The 18,572-nt window shown below is 65.3% G+C and carries 19 protein-coding genes; 3 read left to right on the top strand and 16 right to left on the bottom strand.

From position 1 onward, the window contains the following. Positions 1 to 12: 12 nt before the first annotated feature. Complete coding sequence (locus ACUH78_RS15625) at positions 13 to 873, top strand: Tim44 domain-containing protein (RefSeq protein ID WP_445333953.1); 861 nt, start codon at positions 13 to 15, stop codon at positions 871 to 873. Between the two features lie 173 nt (positions 874 to 1,046). After that, the gene (locus ACUH78_RS15620) at positions 1,047 to 1,628 is read left to right on the top strand and encodes a ubiquinone biosynthesis accessory factor UbiJ (RefSeq protein WP_445333954.1); all 582 of its coding nucleotides are present in this window, start codon (positions 1,047 to 1,049) and stop codon (positions 1,626 to 1,628) included. A 70-nt stretch (positions 1,629 to 1,698) separates the two neighbouring features. On the opposite strand, the gene ACUH78_RS15615 is transcribed toward ACUH78_RS15620, so the two are convergent. The 9 genes from ACUH78_RS15615 to ACUH78_RS15575 form a co-directional block, all read right to left on the bottom strand. Further along, positions 1,699 to 2,124 (bottom strand): F0F1 ATP synthase subunit epsilon, encoded by a 426-nt coding sequence (locus tag ACUH78_RS15615; protein ID WP_418364387.1) that lies wholly within the window; start codon positions 2,122 to 2,124, stop codon positions 1,699 to 1,701. A gap of 53 nt (positions 2,125 to 2,177) precedes the next feature. Further along, a complete protein-coding gene (atpD, locus tag ACUH78_RS15610; protein ID WP_418364386.1) occupies positions 2,178 to 3,578 on the bottom strand; it encodes a F0F1 ATP synthase subunit beta in 1,401 nt (466 codons plus the stop codon). Positions 3,579 to 3,604: 26 nt separating this feature from the next. Next, positions 3,605 to 4,474 (bottom strand): F0F1 ATP synthase subunit gamma, encoded by an 870-nt coding sequence (gene atpG, locus ACUH78_RS15605; RefSeq protein ID WP_094269682.1) that lies wholly within the window; start codon positions 4,472 to 4,474, stop codon positions 3,605 to 3,607. A gap of 21 nt (positions 4,475 to 4,495) precedes the next feature. Continuing rightward, a complete protein-coding gene (gene atpA / locus ACUH78_RS15600; RefSeq protein WP_418364385.1) occupies positions 4,496 to 6,034 on the bottom strand; it encodes a F0F1 ATP synthase subunit alpha in 1,539 nt (512 codons plus the stop codon). 12 nt (positions 6,035 to 6,046) lie between these two features. Further along, entirely contained in the window at positions 6,047 to 6,580 is a 534-nt protein-coding gene (locus ACUH78_RS15595) for a F0F1 ATP synthase subunit delta (protein ID WP_418364384.1), read from the bottom strand. Between the two features lie 3 nt (positions 6,581 to 6,583). Beyond that, positions 6,584 to 7,057 carry a F0F1 ATP synthase subunit B gene (locus ACUH78_RS15590; RefSeq protein ID WP_418364383.1) on the bottom strand — a complete coding sequence of 158 codons (474 nt, stop codon included), beginning with the start codon at positions 7,055 to 7,057 and terminating at the stop codon, positions 6,584 to 6,586. A 47-nt stretch (positions 7,058 to 7,104) separates the two neighbouring features. After that, entirely contained in the window at positions 7,105 to 7,350 is a 246-nt protein-coding gene (atpE, locus tag ACUH78_RS15585; RefSeq protein WP_002925444.1) for a F0F1 ATP synthase subunit C, read from the bottom strand. Positions 7,351 to 7,414: 64 nt separating this feature from the next. Then, positions 7,415 to 8,266, bottom strand: coding sequence for a F0F1 ATP synthase subunit A (atpB, locus tag ACUH78_RS15580; protein WP_418364382.1), 852 nt, complete (start codon positions 8,264 to 8,266; stop codon positions 7,415 to 7,417). Between the two features lie 2 nt (positions 8,267 to 8,268). Then, entirely contained in the window at positions 8,269 to 8,610 is a 342-nt protein-coding gene (locus tag ACUH78_RS15575) for an ATP synthase subunit I (protein WP_418364381.1), read from the bottom strand. A gap of 215 nt (positions 8,611 to 8,825) precedes the next feature. Here ACUH78_RS15575 and ACUH78_RS15570 point away from each other — a divergent pair, with 215 nt between their 5' ends. Then, positions 8,826 to 10,148, top strand: coding sequence for an MFS transporter (locus ACUH78_RS15570; RefSeq protein WP_445333955.1), 1,323 nt, complete (start codon positions 8,826 to 8,828; stop codon positions 10,146 to 10,148). A 12-nt stretch (positions 10,149 to 10,160) separates the two neighbouring features. On the opposite strand, the gene ACUH78_RS15565 is transcribed toward ACUH78_RS15570, so the two are convergent. The 7 genes from ACUH78_RS15565 to ACUH78_RS15535 all read right to left on the bottom strand — a co-directional run bounded on the left by ACUH78_RS15565 (position 10,161) and on the right by ACUH78_RS15535 (position 18,441). Then, positions 10,161 to 11,012, bottom strand: a complete 852-nt coding sequence (locus ACUH78_RS15565) for a ParB/RepB/Spo0J family partition protein (RefSeq protein ID WP_445333956.1) — start codon at positions 11,010 to 11,012, stop codon at positions 10,161 to 10,163. 14 nt (positions 11,013 to 11,026) lie between these two features. Further along, positions 11,027 to 11,797 carry a ParA family protein gene (locus ACUH78_RS15560; RefSeq protein WP_004261854.1) on the bottom strand — a complete coding sequence of 257 codons (771 nt, stop codon included), beginning with the start codon at positions 11,795 to 11,797 and terminating at the stop codon, positions 11,027 to 11,029. A gap of 116 nt (positions 11,798 to 11,913) precedes the next feature. Further along, positions 11,914 to 12,567, bottom strand: coding sequence for a 16S rRNA (guanine(527)-N(7))-methyltransferase RsmG (rsmG, locus tag ACUH78_RS15555; RefSeq protein ID WP_445333957.1), 654 nt, complete (start codon positions 12,565 to 12,567; stop codon positions 11,914 to 11,916). After that, positions 12,564 to 14,495, bottom strand: coding sequence for a tRNA uridine-5-carboxymethylaminomethyl(34) synthesis enzyme MnmG (mnmG, locus tag ACUH78_RS15550; RefSeq protein ID WP_445333958.1), 1,932 nt, complete (start codon positions 14,493 to 14,495; stop codon positions 12,564 to 12,566). The genes rsmG and mnmG overlap by 4 nt, the downstream gene beginning before the upstream one ends. 169 nt (positions 14,496 to 14,664) lie before the next feature. Next, positions 14,665 to 15,462 (bottom strand): enoyl-CoA hydratase-related protein, encoded by a 798-nt coding sequence (locus ACUH78_RS15545; RefSeq protein WP_435751363.1) that lies wholly within the window; start codon positions 15,460 to 15,462, stop codon positions 14,665 to 14,667. Between the two features lie 11 nt (positions 15,463 to 15,473). Continuing rightward, positions 15,474 to 17,654 (bottom strand): acetate--CoA ligase family protein, encoded by a 2,181-nt coding sequence (locus tag ACUH78_RS15540; protein WP_445333959.1) that lies wholly within the window; start codon positions 17,652 to 17,654, stop codon positions 15,474 to 15,476. Between the two features lie 4 nt (positions 17,655 to 17,658). Next, entirely contained in the window at positions 17,659 to 18,441 is a 783-nt protein-coding gene (locus tag ACUH78_RS15535; RefSeq protein ID WP_418364373.1) for an enoyl-CoA hydratase/isomerase family protein, read from the bottom strand. Positions 18,442 to 18,572 lie beyond the last annotated feature (131 nt).

The following is an 18,572-nucleotide window of genomic DNA, read 5'->3' as shown; positions in this document are numbered from 1 at the left end:
GACAAACGCACAATGAAGCACCTTCTCATCACGCTGCTGGTTGCCGTCGTATCGTTCGGCTTTGCGGTTCCCGAAGCCGAAGCCAAGCGCCTTGGGGGCGGCAGCAGTTTCGGCATGAAGCGCAACGCCACCCCGCCGGCGCAGCAACCACGTCAGCCCGCCGCCACGCAGCAGCAGGCCCCAACCGCTGGCGCGGCCGCGCAGCCCAAGCGCTCGTGGATGGGCCCAATCGCGGGCCTCGCAGCGGGTCTCGGTCTCGCCGCGCTGTTCTCGCACCTCGGCCTCGGCGAGGGCTTTGCGAACTTCGTGATGCTGCTCCTACTCGCTGCGGCAGCCTTCTTCCTGTTCCGTCTGATCTTCCGTCGCGGGGGCGCATCCAGCCGCCAGGGTGGCCTGCAGTACGCAGGCGCACAGGCGGGCAGCGGCGCACCCGCTGCCTTTCAGGCACAACAGCCGCTGACGTCGGGCGCCCCGGCCAACACCGACCTTGAACGGGCCCGCGCGTCCGGCTTCGACGCCGACGGCTTCGCCCGCCAGGCCAAGCTCAACTTCATCCGCCTGCAGGCGGCCAACGACACCGGCAACCTCGACGACCTGCGCGAGTTCACCACCCCCGAGGTGTTCGCGGAGCTCGCCATGCAGATCAACGAGCGTCGCGGCGCAGAACAGCGCACCGACGTGGTCGAACTCGATGCAGAGGTGATCGACGTGGCCGAAGAGGACAGCCGCTACGTGGTCAGCGTGCGCTTCAGTGGTCTGCTTCGCGAACAGACGGACGCGGCGCCGGAAGCCTTCAGCGAAATCTGGCACCTTACCAAGCCGCTTGCCGGCAGCGGCGGCTGGCTGATCGCTGGGGTCCAGCAGTCTCAGTGAGCGGGCGGGTGCTGTGGCGCGGCCCGCGGGCCGCTCCTGTGCACGCGACAGCATGAAGGTCACGATCGCGCCTCCGGGCGCGATCCGTTTTTTCATGCCGGGGCCGACCCAGGCGGTCGCTGCACCAAGTCCGGCCAATGCGTCGCGCACGCTCTCCCGAAAAGGCTTGAACCATGCTTTCCAGCGTCTTTCTCTCCGCCACCAACCATCTCCTCTCCCAATCTGGCTGGGCGCGTCAGCGGCTGCAGCCCCACGCCGGACGCACGGCACGCCTGGCGCTTGCTCCGCTCGGGGAGATCGACTTCTGCATCGCGGCCGACGGGCAGTTTGCAGAGTGGGCGGGTGAAGGCGAGCCCGAAGTCACGCTCCGCTTCGCACTCGCCGAACTCCCGCAACTGCTTGCCAATGGCCTCGGCTCTGCGATGCGCCACGTACGCATCGAAGGTAACGCCGAGTTTGCCGAGGCGCTCGGCTTCGTGTTCCGCCATCTGCGCTGGGACGCAGAAGAGGATCTGTCCCGCCTGTTCGGGGACATTGCCGCGCACCGGATTGTGGGCAGTGGACGCAAGGTGCTCGATGAAGGCAAACGCTCGATGGAGCGCGCTGGCGGCAGCCTTGCGGAATACCTGACCGAGGAGGCCTCCGTGCTGACTCCCCGTGCCTTCCTTGTTCCCTTCACGCAGCAGCTCATCGCCTTGCGGGACGACCTTGCACGTCTGGAAAAACGCGTCACGAAGCTGGAACGGAAGCACTGACGGGTCGCGCGCAGAACATCTGAAAAAAAAAGCAGCCCGTAGGCTGCTTCTTTGCTGCTAGCGGCTGCGATCAGTGGCCGCGCTTACGCAGACGCTGGATTGCGGCCAACTGCGCAACCGCCTCCATGAGCTCAGCCTGGGCCTTGGCGTAGTCCAGACGTGCGGTCTGGTTCGCCATGGCTTCCTCTGCCTTGCGCTTGGCTTCGAGCGCCTTTGCTTCGTCCAGATCCTTGCCCCGAATCGCGGTATCGGCAAGCACCGTCACCAGACCCGGTTGAACCTCCAGCAGGCCACCCGCGACGAAGACGAGTTCCTCTTCAGTCGCATTCTGGGCACGCACCCGCACCGCACCCGGCTTGATCCGGGTCATGAGCGGCATGTGTCCAGGCAGGATGCCGAGTTCACCCGTCTCGCCAGGCAGCGCGACGAATTCCGCCAGCCCGGAGAAGATCTGCTCTTCCGCGCTGACGATGTCGACGTGAACCGTCATAGCCATGTCGTTTCCTTTTCAAATCCGCGCGGCACCGAGGTACCGCGCGGGCGGACGAATTACTGCAGCTTCTTCGCCTTCTCGATGGCCTCGTCGATGTTGCCGACCATGTAGAAGGCCTGTTCCGGCAGACTGTCCAGTTCGCCGCTGACGATCATCTTGAAGCCCTTGATCGTATCCTTCAGCGAGACGTACTTGCCGGGCGAACCGGTGAACACTTCCGCCACGTGGAAGGGCTGCGACAGGAAGCGCTGGATCTTGCGCGCACGGGCCACGGCGAGCTTGTCTTCCGGCGACAGTTCATCCATGCCCAGAATCGCGATGATGTCGCGCAGTTCCTTGTACTTCTGCAGGGTCTGCTGGACCTGGCGGGCGACACCGTAGTGCTCTTCACCCACGACCAGCGGATCCAGCTGGCGCGAGGTGGAGTCGAGCGGATCGACTGCGGGGTAGATACCCAGCGCGGCGATGTCACGCGACAGCACCACGGTGGAGTCCAGGTGCAGGAAGGTGGTCGCAGGCGACGGGTCGGTCAGGTCGTCCGCCGGCACATACACCGCCTGGATCGACGTGATCGAGCCCACCTTGGTGGAGGTGATTCGCTCCTGCAGACGGCCCATTTCCTCGGCCAGCGTCGGCTGGTAACCCACCGCGGAAGGCATACGGCCCAGCAGCGCGGACACTTCGGTACCGGCCAGGGTGTAGCGGTAGATGTTATCCACGAAGAACAGGATGTCACGGCCTTCGTCACGGAAACGCTCGGCCATGGTCAGGCCGGTCAGCGCCACGCGCAGACGGTTGCCCGGGGGCTCGTTCATCTGGCCGAACACCATCGCGACCTTGTCGAGAACGTTGGAGTCCTTCATCTCGTGGTAGAAGTCGTTACCCTCACGAGTACGCTCACCCACGCCAGCGAACACCGACAGACCGGAGTGCTGCTTCGCGATGTTGTTGATCAGCTCCATCATGTTCACGGTCTTGCCAACGCCGGCGCCACCGAACAGGCCCACCTTGCCGCCCTTGGCGAACGGGCAGATCAGGTCGATCACCTTGATGCCGGTTTCGAGCAGCTCGACCGACGGCGACAGCTCGTCGAACTTCGGCGCCTTCTGGTGAATCGCGCGCAGCTCGTCGGTCTCGATCGGGCCGGCCTCGTCGATCGGGCGACCCAGCACGTCCATGATGCGGCCCAGCGTGCCGTGACCAACCGGAACGGAGATCGGCTTGCCGGTGCCGGAAACCTTCATGCCGCGGCGCAGGCCGTCGGAAGAACCCAGCGCGATGGTGCGCACCACGCCGTCGCCGAGCTGCTGCTGGACCTCGAAGGTCAGGCCAGCTTCGGCGAAGGAGTCGGCAGCGTCCTCGAGCTTCAGGGCGTCATACACCTTGGGCATCGATTCGCGCGGGAACTGGATGTCCACCACGGCGCCGATGCACTGAACGATCGTACCTTGACTCATCGTCATATCCTTAAATCAATAATCCGTTACACCGCGGCGGCGCCGCCGACGATTTCCGACAGCTCCTTCGTGATTGCGGCCTGGCGGGTCTTGTTGTAGACCAGCTGCAGTTCGCCAATCACGTTCTTGGCATTGTCGGAAGCGGCCTTCATTGCCACCATGCGCGCGCTCTGTTCGGATGCCATGTTCTCGGCCACGGCCTGATAGACCAGCGCCTCGACGTAACGTACCAGCAGCTCGTCGATGACAACCTGCGGATCCGGCTCGTAGAGATAGTCCCACGAGCTGTCGGGCGTGCCCAGCTTCTCGCCGGTGAGCGGGAGCAGCTGCTCAAGCACCGGTTCCTGCTTCATGGTGTTCACGAAGCGGGTGTAGGCCAGGTAAACCGCGTCGAGCTCGTCGTTCTGGAACGCGTCGAGCATGACCTTGACCGGACCGATCAGCTTTTCCAGGTGCGGGGTGTCACCCAACTGGGTGACGTTCGACACCACCTTGGCGCCCATGCGCTGCATGAAGCCCAGACCCTTGTTGCCGATTGCGCAGGCACGGATCTCGGTCACGCCCGAGGACTCCCAGTCCTTCATCGCGTTGAGCGCGATACGCTGGACGTTGGTGTTGAGGCCACCGCACAAACCCTTGTCGGTGGTCACCAGGATCAAGCCCACCCGCTTGACCTGGTCCTTGCGGACCAGGAAGGGGTGCTTGTAGTCGGTCACATTGGCCTGGGACAGGTTCGCGGCGAGTCGGCGGATCTTTTCGGCAAAGGGGCGGGCAGCACGCATCCGGTCCTGCGCCTTGCGCATCTTGGACGCAGCCACCATCTCCATGGCCTTGGTGATCTTGCGCGTGTTTTGCACGCTCTTGATCTTGGTACGGATTTCCTTACCGCTAGCCATATTCCGTCTCCCTCGCCGGCCTTAGGCCCAGCTCTTCTTGAACTCGGCGATCGCAGCAGCCAGGGTCTTTTCGCCGTCGGCGTCCAGTTCCTTCTTGCTCAGGATCGAAGAGACCAGAGCAGCCTGCTTGGTCTTGACGAACTGCAGCATCGCAGCCTCGAAGGCCAACACGCGACCCACGTCAACGTCGTCGAAGTAGCCATTGTTCACCGCGTACAGCACGATGGCCATGTCGGCGATCGACATCGGCGAGTACTGGGCCTGCTTCATCAGTTCGGTCACGCGGCGGCCACGCTCGAGCTGCTTGCGGGTCGCATCGTCCAGATCCGAGGCGAACTGGGCGAACGCGGCGAGTTCGCGATACTGCGCGAGGTCGGTACGGATACCGCCGGACAGCTTCTTGACGACCTTGGTCTGCGCGGCGCCACCGACGCGGGACACCGAGATACCGGCGTTGATCGCGGGACGGATACCGGCGTTGAAGAGGTCGGTTTCCAGGAAGATCTGACCGTCAGTAATCGAGATCACGTTGGTCGGCACGAAGGCGGACACGTCGCCGGCCTGCGTCTCGATGACCGGAAGGGCGGTCAGCGAACCGGTCTTGCCCTTGACTTCGCCGTTGGTGAACTTCTCAACGTAGTCTTCGTTGACGCGCGCGGCGCGCTCGAGCAGGCGGGAGTGCAGGTAGAACACGTCACCCGGGTAGGCTTCACGGCCCGGCGGACGACGCAGCAGCAGCGAAACCTGGCGGTAGGCCCAGGCCTGCTTGGTCAGGTCGTCATAGACGATCAGCGCATCCATGCCGCGGTCGCGGAAGTACTCGCCCATGGTGCAGCCGGCGTAGGCGGCCAGATACTGCATGGCAGCCGATTCCGACGCGGTGGCGGCGACGACGATGGTGTATTCCATCGCGCCGTTCTCTTCCAGCTTGCGCACGACGTTGGCGACGGTCGAAGCTTTCTGGCCGATGGCCACGTACACGCAGTACATGTCCTGGCCCTTCTGGTTGATGATCGCGTCGACCGCGACCGCCGTCTTGCCGGTCTGTCGGTCACCGATGATCAGCTCGCGCTGGCCACGGCCGATCGGCACCATCGAGTCGACCGACTTCAGGCCGGTCTGCACCGGCTGCGAAACCGACTTACGGGCGATGACACCCGGAGCGACCTTCTCGATCTTGTCGGTGAGCTTGGCGTTGATCGGGCCCTTGCCGTCGATCGGCTGACCCAGCGCATTCACGACGCGGCCGACCAACTCGGGGCCGACGGGCACTTCGAGAATGCGGCCGGTCGCCTTGACGATGTCGCCTTCGGTGATGTGCTCGTACTCGCCGAGGACCACCGCGCCGACGGAATCACGCTCGAGGTTGAGCGCCATGCCGTACGTGTTGCCGGGGAACTCCAGCATTTCGCCTTGCATGACGTCGGTCAGACCGTGAACGCGGCAGATACCGTCTGTGACGGAAACCACCGTGCCCTCGTTGCGCGACGTGGCAGCGAGCTGCAGGTTCTGGATCCGGCTCTTAATCAGATCACTGATTTCAGAGGGGTTGAGTTGCATGTATGTATGCTCCTAGTTCTTAAGCGCAGCGGCCATGTTCGCGAGCTTGCCGCGGACCGAGGCGTCGATCACTTCGTCGCCCACGGCGATGCGGACCCCACCGATGAGTTCGGGGTCGATGCTGACATTGACATTGACGGCGGCCTTGAAGCGGTCTTCGAGGTCTGCCTTCAACGCTGCCAGCGCGGCATCGTCGAGCGGGAAGGCGGAGGCGATTTGGGCCTCCAGGACGCCTTCGTGTTCGTTCTTCAGTTGAACGAACAGGTCACGGATCTCCGGAAGCACCAGCAGACGGTCGTTGTCCACGAGAACACGAACGAAATTCTGCTGCTCGGCGGTCAGGTCCCCGGCAACGCCGAGCACCAGCTCATGGAGCTGGCTCGACGACAGACTGGGGTCGCTGAAACACGCCTTCATGCCGGAGTCGGCCGCCACGAAGGCAAGCCGGTCCAGCGCTTCCGACCAAGGCCCCAGCGCATCTGCCCCGCGAGCCAGCTCGAAGGCGGCATCCGCATAAGGGCGCGCGATGGTGACGTTCTCGGCCATGACTTAGTGCAGTTCCTGTTTCAGGTTGGCAAGCAGTTCGGCATGCACCTCGGCATTGATCTCGCGGCGCAGGATCTTCTCTGCACCTGCGATCGCCAGATGAGCGACCTGGTCGCGCAGGGCTTCCTTGGCACGCTGGGTGGCGGCGCCGGCTTCGGTCTCGGCGGCCTCACGGGCTGCGGAGATGATGCGGCTGGCTTCGGCGCGGGCCTCGTCGATCAGCTGGCTCGCCTGCTTTTCAGCGGAGGCACGCACGTCACCCGCGGATTCGCGGGCCTTGCGCAGTTCCTCGACGACCTTCTTTTCGGCGAGCGCCAGATCGGCCTTGGCCTTGTCCGCAGCTGTCAGCCCGTCGGCGATTTTCTTCGCACGCTCATCCAGTGCCTTCACGATGGGCGGCCACACGAATTTCATCGTGAACCACGCCAGAATGAAGAACACAACGAGCTGGGCTATCAGGGTTGCGTTCAAATTCACGGTTCTTGGCCCTCAGGTTGGTTCAAAAAAGGATGAACTCGAACCGATCAGAGCTGGAACGGGTTGGCGAAGGCGAACATCATGGCGATACCAACGCCGATCAGGAACGCGGCGTCGATCAGGCCGGCGAGCAGGAACATCTTGGTCTGCAGCGCGTTCATCAGCTCGGGCTGACGGGCCGAGGCTTCGAGGTACTTGGAACCCATGATGCCGATACCGATACAAGCACCGATGGCACCCAGACCGATGATCAGACCAGCAGCCAGAGCAACAAAACCCAGAACGTTTTCCATGACGACTCCTTAGTGGGGAAGTGAGTTTAAAAACCAGGTACTGCGTTGAAGATGAAACCGGAACTTAGTGGCTTTCGTGGGCCTGACCGACATACACCAGCGTCAGCATCATGAAGATGAAGGCCTGGAGCGTGATGATCAGGATGTGGAAGATCGCCCACACGGTGCCTGCGACGACATGCCCCAGGAATCCGAAGACCGTGGCCGTACCACCGAGCAGCGCGATCAGGATGAAGACCAGCTCGCCTGCATACATGTTGCCGAACAGTCGCATGCCGTGAGAGACCGTCTTGGCGACGAACTCGATGATCTGCATCGCGAAGTTGACCGGATAGAGCAGCGGGTGGCTGCCGAAGGGCGCAGTGAAAAGCTCGTGAACCCAGCCGCTCACGCCCTTGATCTTGATGTTGTAGTAGAGGCACAGCAGCAGCACGCCGGTCGACATCCCCAGTGCCGCGGAAAGGTCCGCAGTTGCGACGACGCGCATGTAGGCGTGGGCCGGATCACCACCACCGGCGGCGTACACACCCTCCCAGATCCGCGGCAGAAGATCGACCGGCAGCAGGTCCATCGCGTTCATCAGGAAAATCCACACGAACACCGTGAGCGCGAGCGGAGCCACGAAGCGGCGCGATTCCGCGCTATGGACGATGCCCTTGGCCTGGTCGGCGACCATCTCGACGAGCATCTCGACGAAACCCTGGAAGCGTCCGGGCACACCCGAGGTGGCCTTGCGGGCTGCGAGCCACAGCAGAAAAACGGTGAGCAGGCCGAGCGAGATCGAGTAGAACATCGAGTCGATGTTGATCACGCTCCAGTCGACGATGTTTTCTTGCGCGTGTCCGGTGTTGTTGAGGTGCGTCAGGTGGTGAATGACGTACTCGGATGCGGTGGGGGCGTGCCCTTCTGTAGCCATGGTCAGGTCTTTACCAAAAATGCAAACAAATTCGCCTTAAGTGCCAGGATCAGGCCGACCAGCATGCCCCCCCAATGGAGGTCAGGGTAGACGGCCCACACAAGCACCAACAATCCCACTATCGAGGCGATCTTGATGAACTCGCCTGCGACGAAGGCGGTCACAGTCGCCGAACCGGTCTTGCGCGTGATGGCCGACAAGCGCATCGCGAACATCCAGCTTGGCAGCACGCATGCCAAACCTGCCCCTGCGGCGGAGATCGCACCAGCAACGCCGAACAGCGCGCCCGAGAGCAGCACTGCAACGAGTGTTGCGACCAACTGCAGTATGACAGCTTTAAGCATCGGTGTTGTCGCGTCAGCGCACACGGCGCTGGCGACCGCCCAAAATCCCGCGGATGGTAGGGGTTAACCGCAGCAAAGTCAAACTTCCGGTGCAATGCAGCATAGTGCAGGGAAGGTAGTTTTGTATCTTATACAAGACGGTGGGCCCAGCGTACCACTTGACGACGCCTGATCGCGGCAGGAGGATCCATTTCGGGGTGCTCCAGGGAAGCAGGATGATCAGAACCCGCAAGGCCAGCCGCCGTGAGATCTTCGGCTGGGCCATGTTCGATTTTGCGAACCAGGCCTACACGCTGCTGATCATCACGGTGGTGTTTGGCGACATCTACACGCGCATCGTGGTGGGTGACGCACCCGGCTACCGTCTGGGCAACCTGCTGTGGAGCGCGGCGCTGTGCCTGAGCTACGCCATCGTGGTGGTGAGCGCCCCCCTGCTCGGGGCGGTGATGGATCACGCGCAGGCGAAGAAGCGCCTGCTCTTCGCGAGCTACGTGCTCACGGTAGCCAGCACCGGCATGCTCTACTTCGTCGAGCCCGGCCACGTCTGGCTTGGCTTCGTGCTGATCGTGCTCTCCAACGCCGCGTATTCCGCCGGCGAGTCCTTCATCGCGAGCTTTCTACCCTTTCTTGGCGACAGCACGGAGCTTGGGCGCATCTCGGGCTATGGCTGGGCGCTCGGCTACGCAGGCGGGCTGGTATCGGCCGGATTCGTGCTCGCCTTCCTGGGCGAGGTCAGCGCGGAGAACTTCGAGCGCATCCGCTGGGTGGGCCCCTTCGCAGCTGCATTCTTCCTGCTCGCCGCCATCCCGACCTTCATCTGGCTGCGCGAACCGGCCTGCGGTCGACATCGCACACTGCAGCCCGCGGTGATCTTCAGCGCCTACGGGCGCCTGCTGCGGACAGTCCATTCGGTGGCAGAGTTTCCCGATCTGTTCCGGCTGTTCATCTCCATCCTGTTCGCGATGGCCGGCGTTTATGTGATCGTGGCCTTCTCGTTCATCTACGGCGCGCAAGTGATCGGCTGGAGCGAAGCCACCCGCGCGCAGATGTTCGTGATCGTCCAGATCACCGCCCTTCTCGGTGCGCTCGCTTTCGGCGCGCTGCAGGACCGCATCGGCGGTCGCGTCACGTATGCGCTCAGTCTGCTTCTGTGGGTGTTCGCAATCCTCGCGATCTACTTCGTGGAAGCGCTGACGGCAACCCTCAACGGCACGCTGGGGCTGACGCTGGAGGCGGAGCGGGTGTTCCTCTTTGCAGGATTGCTTTCGGGGCTGAGCCTGGGTTCAAGCCAGTCGGTCGGACGCGCACTGGTCGGAATGTTCGCCCCGGAGAGCCGCGCCGCCGAATTGTTCGGTTTCTGGGGTCTGTTCAGCAAGCTTGCGGCAATCTTCGGCATCTTCGCCGTAGGCCTGCTGCAGTGGCTGTTCGGGCTTCAGGGCGCAGTGCTGTTCTGCATCGCGCTTTTCGCCGCGGCACTGGTGCCGCTGGCCGGGGTCGATGAAGCACGCGGCATTCGCACGGCATGGCAAAAAAAATGAAGCTGCGGAGGCTCAGCGCAACCGACCGAGCAGTCCGTCGAGCTGGTCCAGGCTGCCGAAGCGGATCGTGAGCTCGCCGGCCCCTTTCTTGCTGGTCTTGATCTTCACCGTGGCGCCAAGCGCGTCCGAGACTTCCTCCTCCAGCCGCAGCAGGTCGCGGTCGGGCGGGGGTGCGGGCTTCTTCTGGCGCGGGTTGAGGACCTGCTGCACCAGGCGCTCGGTATCGCGTACCGAAAGCTGGCGCGCAGCGACCTGGTTCGCGAGCTGGATCTGACCGGCACCATCGAGCGGCAGCAGCGCGCGTGCATGGCCCATGTCGATATCACCTGCCATCAGCAATTCCTGCACCGGCTTGGCGAGGTTGAGCAGGCGCAGCAGGTTGGACGCGGCCGGGCGCGAACGGCCGACGGCGTCGGCGGCCTGCTGGTGCGTCATCTCGAACTCGTCGATCAGGCGCTGGATGCCGCTGGCCTCCTCGAGCGGGTTCAGGTCCTCGCGCTGGATGTTCTCGATCAGCGACATCGCCAGCGCGGCTTCGTCGGGAATGTCGCGCACCAGGCAGGGCACCTCGGCCAGGCCGGCGATCTGCGACGCGCGCCAGCGGCGCTCGCCCGCGATGATCTCGTAGGCATCGTCGCCCACCGGACGCACCATGATCGGCTGCATGATGCCCTGCGCCTTGATCGAGGCAGCGAGCTCCTCGAGCGAGCCCGGGTCCATGCGCGTGCGCGGCTGGTACTTGCCCGGCTGCAGCGCGATCGTGGGCAGCATCTGCAGCTCGCCCTTCTCGGCTTCGTCTTCCTGATTGGCGGCCAGCAGCGCATCGAGTCCGCGGCCGAGGCCCTTGAGTCTGGGTTTGTTCATGGTCTTGTCCGGGTTCAGAAGGTCTTGGCGCGCTCGATCATCTCGTGGGCGAAGGCCATGTAGGCCTGGGCGCCCTTGGCGGCCTTGTCGAACACCACGCCCGGGATGCCGTGACTGGGCGCTTCGGCCAGGCGCACGTTGCGCGGCACGATGGCGCGGAACACCTTATCGCCGAAATGGCCCTCGAGCTGCGCCGAGACCTGTTGCTGCAGGGTCACGCGCGGGTCGAACATCACACGCAGCAGACCGATGATCTTGAGGTCGCGATTGAGGTTGGCATGCACCTTCTTGATGGTGTTCACCAGGTCGGACAGCCCCTCGAGCGCGTAATACTCGCACTGCATCGGGATGATGACGCCGTTGGCGCAGCACAGGCCATTGAGCGTCAGCATGGACAGCGAGGGCGGGCAGTCGATGAGCACGAAATCGTAGTCGGCATCGAAGGCGGCCAGCGCATTGCGCAGACGCTTCTCGCGCTGGTCGAGGTTCACCAGTTCGACCTCGGCGCCGGCCAGGTCACGGTTGGCGGGCAGTACGTCATAGCCGCCGGTCGGCGAGGTGACGCGCACCCCGGCCAGATCGACCAGACCGACCAGCAGGTGGTAGATCGAACTCTTCAGGCTGCGCTTGTCGATGCCGCTGCCCATCGTCGCATTGCCCTGCGGATCGAGATCGATCAGCAGCGTGCGCTGCCCGGCCTGTTGCAGCGCGGCGGCGAGGTTGACGCAGGTGGTGGTCTTGCCCACCCCGCCCTTCTGGTTGGCAACGCAGAAAATCTTGGCCATGGTCGAATCAGGCTATTCCATTTGCAGGGATCGCACGCAGAGCGCGAAACCCGGAGTGTACTTCAATGCGGCGGCGCATCAGCCGGAGTGACGCACATCATCACCCCCGCGCAGTGTCACGCGCGATGGATGACGAGCAGATGACGCTCGGCGTCCAGGCCGGGCACGGTCAGCGCATAGGTCTCCGTCACGGTCCAGCCTGCGGGCAAGGCAGCGACCTCGTCGGCCGGATTGACGCCCTTCATCGCGTACAGCGCGCCGCCCTCCGCAACGAGGTGGCCGGACAGGTTCACGAAATCCGCGAGGCTGGAGAAAGCGCGCGAAATCACGCCGTCGGCCGCGCCACCGGGCAGGGCGTCGGCCTGCACCTGCTCGACGCGCTTGTTGAAGACGCCGAAGTTGCCCAGGCCGAGTTCGATCTTCGCCTGCTGCTGGAAGCTCGCCTTCTTGCCCACGGTCTCGATCGACGTGACGATCAGCCCGGGATGCACGATGGCCAGCACCACGCCGGGCAGCCCCCCACCGGAGCCGATGTCGGCCAGCCGGCTCACCGCGCCCAGATGCGGCAGCACCGCCAGCGAGTCGAGCAGGTGGTGGGTGATCACCTCCTGCGGATTGCGGATCGCGGTGAGGTTGTAGACCTTGTTCCACTTCAGCAGCAGTTCGCCGAAGGCGAGCAGGCGATCGACGGTTTCCTGCGGCAGGGCGAGGCCGAGCGCGGCGATGCCCTCGGCCAGCTGGCCCGCGTAAGCGTGCAGACGTCCGCTCATGCCGCCGGCCTCCGCACCACCTCATCGCTCGCCGCGCCACCGGCCCGGGCCGCGAGGTCGCGGCGCTTGAGCCACACCAGCAGCAGCGAGATGGCCGCCGGGGTCACGCCCTGAATGCGGCCGGCCTGGCCGATGGTCTCCGGCTTGTGCAGGTTGAGCTTCTGCTGCACTTCCTTGGACAGGCCGCGCACCTGCGCGTAGTCCAGGTCGACCGGCAGGCGGGTGGCCTCGGCCTGCGCCTGTTTGGCGACTTCTTCCTGCTGGCGGTCGATGTAGCCCTGATACTTGGCAGCGATCTCGATCTGCTCGATCACCTGCGCATCGGTCTCGCGCTCGTCCGGCGCGCCGGGCAAGCTCATCAGCGATGCGTAGCTCGTCTCCGGCCGGCGCAGCAGCTCGAAGTAGCGCTGCTCGCGCTCGAGCGCCTTGCCTAGCACGCGCGCCTGGTCGTCGGCGGGAATCGCCTCCGGTCGCGCCCACGCGGCCTTCAACTGCGCGGTGCCGCGCTCGATCGCTTCGCGCTTGGCGCAGAAGGCGGCCCAGCGTGCGTCGTCGACCAGGCCGAGCTCGCGGCCCTTCTCGGTGAGGCGCAGGTCGGCGTTGTCCTCGCGGAGCGACAGGCGGTACTCGGCGCGCGACGTGAACATGCGATAGGGCTCGGCTACGCCGCGAGTGATCAGGTCGTCCACCAGCACGCCGAGGTAGGCCTCGTCGCGGCGCGGACACCAGGGTTCGCGGCCCTGCACCTGCAGCGCGGCGTTGGCGCCGGCCAGCAGGCCTTGCGCGGCGGCTTCCTCGTAGCCGGTGGTGCCGTTGATCTGGCCGGCGAAGTACAACCCGCCGATCGACTTGGTCTCCAGCGAGGACTTGAGGTTGCGCGGGTCGAAGTAGTCGTACTCGATCGCGTAGCCGGGGCGCAGGATGTGGGCATTCTCCAGACCGCGGATGCTGCGCACGACCGCAAGCTGCACGTCGAAGGGCAGCGAGGTGGAAATGCCGTTCGGGTAGATCTCGTGCGTCTCCAGGCCTTCGGGCTCGAGGAAGATGTTGTGGTGATCCTTGTCCGCGAAGCGGTGGATCTTGTCCTCGATCGACGGGCAGTAGCGCGGGCCGACGCCCTCGATCACACCGGAATACATCGGCGAACGGTCGAGGTTGGCGCGGATCACGTCATGCGTGCCTTCATTGGTCTGCGTCATCCAGCACGGCAACTGGCGCGGATGTTGCTCGGGACGACCGAGGAAGCTGAACACCGGCACCGGGTCGTCGCCCGGTTGCTCGGTCATCACCGAGAAGTCGATCGTGCGCGCATCCAACCGTGGCGGGGTGCCGGTCTTCAGCCGCCCCTGCGGCAACGCCAACTCCTTGAGCCGCGCGCCGAGCGAGATCGCCGGCGGGTCGCCCGCTCGCCCGGCGGAATAATTCTGCATCCCCACATGCACCAGACCGTTGAGGAAGGTGCCCGCGGTCAGCACCACCGCCGGGGCCTCGAAGCGCAGGCCGATCTGGGTGACCACGCCGGTCACGCGGTCGCCAACCACGGTGAGGTCGTCCACCGCCTGCTGGAACAGCCACAGGTTCGGCTGGTTCTCCAGCCGGCGGCGGATCGCCGCCTTGTACAGCACGCGATCGGCCTGGGCGCGGGTGGCGCGCACCGCCGGCCCCTTGGAGGCGTTGAGGATGCGGAACTGGATGCCGCCCTCGTCGGTGGCTGCGGCCATCGCGCCGCCGAGCGCATCGACCTCCTTGACCAGGTGGCCCTTGCCGATGCCGCCGATCGAGGGGTTGCAGCTCATCGCGCCGAGCGTCTCGATGTTGTGGGTGAGCAACAGCGTGGCCGCGCCCATGCGCGCCGCGGCGAGCGCGGCCTCGGTCCCGGCGTGACCGCCGCCGACCACGATGACATCGAAACGGGTGGGGTAGAGCATGAGGCGCTCCGTGCTGCGAGGCGTGAACAAGGGGCGTAATTCTACGCCTTCAGCGCCCGTGCGAACAGGTTCCGCGCCAGTGTTTCACGGAATTTCACATTTTAAACAGCAGCTTACCCGGGCAAGAAAAACTGTGCCGCCGCACCGTGGGCGCGGCGGCGGGCATGGCTCAGCGCTTCTGCGCGGCCAGCATGCGATGCACCGCCTCGAGGTGCTCGGGCTCGTTGTGACACATGCCTTGGAAGGCCGCACACAGGTCGAGGAAGTCCTTCAGCTCCATGCGCTGCGCCATCTTCATCAGGCGCTTGGTCAGGCGCAGGGCCTTGGGCGGCTGGGCGGCAAAGCGCGCGGCCAGGGCCCGGGCGCGTGGCAGCAGCTGCTCGGGCTCGACTACGTCGAGCACGATGCCCAGCGCCTTCGCCTCTTCGGCGCCGACGATGCGCCCGGACAGCGTGAGCTCGAAAGCCTGCTGGTAGCCGATCAGGCGCTGCATGAACCACGCACCGCCGTCGCCCGGGATGATGCCCAGATTCAGGAAGGTCTCGCCGAACTTCGCCTTCGTCGAAGCGATGCGGATGTCGGCCATGTTGGCAAGATCGAAGCCGGCGCCGATCGCCGGCCCGTTGACCGCGGCGATGATCGGCACCTCCACCGCCTGCAGCGCGAGTGGGATGCGCTGGATACCGCGGCGGTAGCGGGTGGCGACCTCGGCCACGTCACCGGCGAAGTCGCCGCCGCGCTCGGCCATGTCCTTGACGTTGCCGCCGGACGAGAAGGCCGCGCCGGCGCCGGTCATCACCAGCACCGAGACTTCTTCGCAACCGTTGATCCAGTCGGCCACGGCGCAGAGGTCGTCGATCAGCGCCGAGCCGGTGAGCGCATTGCGCAGATCATCGCGGTTGAAGGTGAGGGTGGCGACGCGATTGTCGACGTCGAGCAGCGCGTCGGTGAGCTGGGGCAGGTTCATGGACGGTCCTCTCAGGGGTTGAGCACGCTGCGGTTGGTGATGATGCGGGCATCGACCACGGCGTAGCCCTCAGGGTAGGCGATGACCGGGTTGAGGTCGAGCTCGGAGAGCTGCGGGTAGGCGGTGACGATGCTCGACACCTTGAGCAGCAGCTCCACCAGCGCGGCCTTGTCGACCGGCGGCTCGCCACGCACGCCGGCGAGGATCTTGCGCGCCTTGAGCTGCTCGACCATGGACTCGGCGTCGCGGCGCGACAGCGGGATGGCGCGGAAGGCCACGTCCTCGAGGATCTCGACGAAGATGCCGCCGAGGCCGAACATCAGCACCGGACCGAAGATCGGGTCGCGCACCACGCCGACGATGACCTCCGTGCCCTTCTTCGCCATCGGCGTCACCAGCACGCCGCGGATGTCGGCGTTGGCGTCGTAGGCGCGGCAGCTCGCCATGATCTGCTCGAAGGCCTCGCGCAGCGCGGCCTCGCCGACCAGGTTGAGCTTGACGCCACCGGCGTCGGACTTGTGCAGGATGTCCTTGGAGACGACCTTCATCGCCAGCGGTTGCTCGCCGAACGCGTCCGCCGCCGCGGCGAGCTCGTCGGGCGTGCGCGCCACGACCTCGCCCGCCACCGCCACGCCATGGGTGCGCAGCAGGGTCTTGGCCTCGTACTCGTACAGGTCGCGGCCTTCGGTCTGCGCGCGCGAGAACATGGCCTGCATGGTCTCGTCAGGCGCCACGCTTTCCTGCAGCGGCTGGCCGTGCTGCCAGGCGAGGTACTGGCCGCGCTCGCCCAGCGCCTGCAGCACCTTCACCGCGTATTCGATCGAGGCATACACCGGCACGCCGGCCTCGTGCAGGCGGCGCAGCGCGGGCGGCTTGACCGGCGCGTACAGGCTGTAGATCACCAGCGGCTTGTCACCGCGGCGGGCGAACTCGATCATGGATTCCGCCGCGCGCATCTCGCCGCCCAGCAGCGATTCGGCGAAGCGGGTGTGGTAGCCGCCGAACATGCCGACCAGGAACACCGCATCCACGTTGTCGTCGTCGGCCACGATCTCCACGCAGCGCGCGAGCACTTCGGGGTCGGCGTCCGAACTCCCCGCCACGTCCACCGGATTCACCAGCGAGGCTTGCGGGAACAGGACTTCAGCCAAGCGCTTGCGTGTAGCCTCGGAGAGCTCGGCCAGCGCCAGCCCGGCCTCGGACAGGCGATCGGAAGTAATGGTCGCCTGTCCGCCGCCGTCGGCGATCACCGCAATGCGCTTGCCGCGCGCCTGCTGCATCAGCGCCAGGCCTTCGGCCACGGGCAGGATCTCGTCGGAGTTGTGCACCACGCTCACGCCGACCTGGCGCAGCAGATCCACCGTCATCGCGTAGCTGCCGGCGAGCGCGCCGGTGTGCGAGCTGGCGGCCTTCTTGCCGAGTTCGGTGGCGCCGGACTTGTACACCACCACCGGCTTCACCGGCGTGATCTCGCGCGCCGCCTGCAGGAAGCGCTGGCCGTCGCGGAAGCCCTCCACGTAGAGCGTGGCCACGCGGGTGTGCTCGTCCTCGCCCAGGTAGCGCAGGTAGTCGTTGAAGCCCACATCGGTCTGGTTGCCCGGGCCGACGTAGGTCGAAAAGCCCACGTGGCCGTTGTACTCGGCCTCCAGCACCAGCGACAGCAGCATGTTGCCCGACTGCGAGATGAAGCCGATGTCGCCCGGCTTGGCCGTGCGCAGGTCGAGCAGGTTCACGTTCTTGTGCAGGTTGAACATGCCCGAGGTGTTGGGACCGATGATGCGCACGCCGCCGGCACGCGCGGCGTCAAGCACCTCCTGCTCGAGCTTCGCGCCCTCGGGGCCGGTCTCGCGGAAGCCGCTGGCGAGGATCACAGCGCCTTTCACCCCCTTGCGCCCACATTCCGCCATCAGCCCGGGCAGGGTCTTGGCCGGCGTGCAGATCAGCGCCAGGTCGATCGGGCCGGGCACATCGTCGAGCGAGGCGCAAGTGGGCACGCCGAGGATCTCGGACACCTTGGGGTTGATCGGGTAGACCTTGCCGCGGTAGTTGCCCTTGATCAGACCGACCATGGCCTTGTAGCCGCGCTTGGTGGGGTCGGTCGAGGCGCCGATGATGGCGATAGCGTCGGGCGCGAGAAAGTCGTGCAGGGCGCTCTTGTGGGCGGGTGCGGTCTGGATTGTCGTCTCGGTCATCGTGTCATTCCCCCTTGAAGACGGGTGCGCGCTTCTCGGCAAAGGCATCCACGCCTTCTTGCCAGTCCTTCGTCGTACCAACGAACATCATGCCCTCGAGCTCCGCGGTGAGGCAGGCGTCGAGCGTGCGCTCGGCCGACAGGTTGAGCTGCTTCTTTGCCAGCGCCATCGAGAACGGCGCCTTGCCCGCCACCTTGCGCGCGAACTCGCGCGCGGTATCGAGAAAGCCTTCGTCTGCGAACACGCGGTTGGCCAGCCCGATGCGCACCGCCTCCTCACCCTGGATGCGCTCGCCGAGGAAGACCAGCTCACGCGCCTTGGCCAGCCCTACCAGGCGCGGCAGCAGCCAGGTGACGCCACCGCCGAGGAAATTGCCGATCGAGATCTCGGGCAGGCCGATCTGCGCGCTCTCGGCCATGAGCAGGAAATCCGAGGCGATCGCGATCTCGGCGCCGGCCCCCAGCGCGTAGCCATTCACCGCGGCGATCACCGGCTTGTCCAGGTGCAGCAGGCGGTGGCAGGCATCCTGCTCGCCCTTCAGATACTGGCGGCGGTCGAAGGCGGTGCGGCCGGCCTTGTGCGCCTTGAGGTCGGCGCCGACGCAGAAGGCGCGGCCTTCGCCGGTAATCAGCACCACACGCGCGTTGCCGTCCCGCTCGGCACAGGTGAGCGCATCGTTGAGCTCGTCATAGAGCTGCTGAGTCACGGCATTGAGGCGCTGCGGACGGTTGAGGCGGATCTCGGCGATGCCATCGCGCAGTTCATAAAGGATGGTTTCGTAGCGCATCGGGGTCTCCTGTCGGGGGTGGGAGGAAAAGCTGTTCGGTGAGGGCTGGTCAGTATGGGCGGATCAGTGGCTCAGGCCTGCGTGCGCTCATCGGCGAGCGCCGCGGCGCGTTCGGCCGCACGCCTGCGCTG

This window comes from Thauera sp. ZXT1-4 (genome assembly GCF_052598215.2).
The sequence above is the reverse complement of the archived record's forward strand: the minus strand, read 5'-3'. Positions and strand labels throughout refer to the sequence as shown.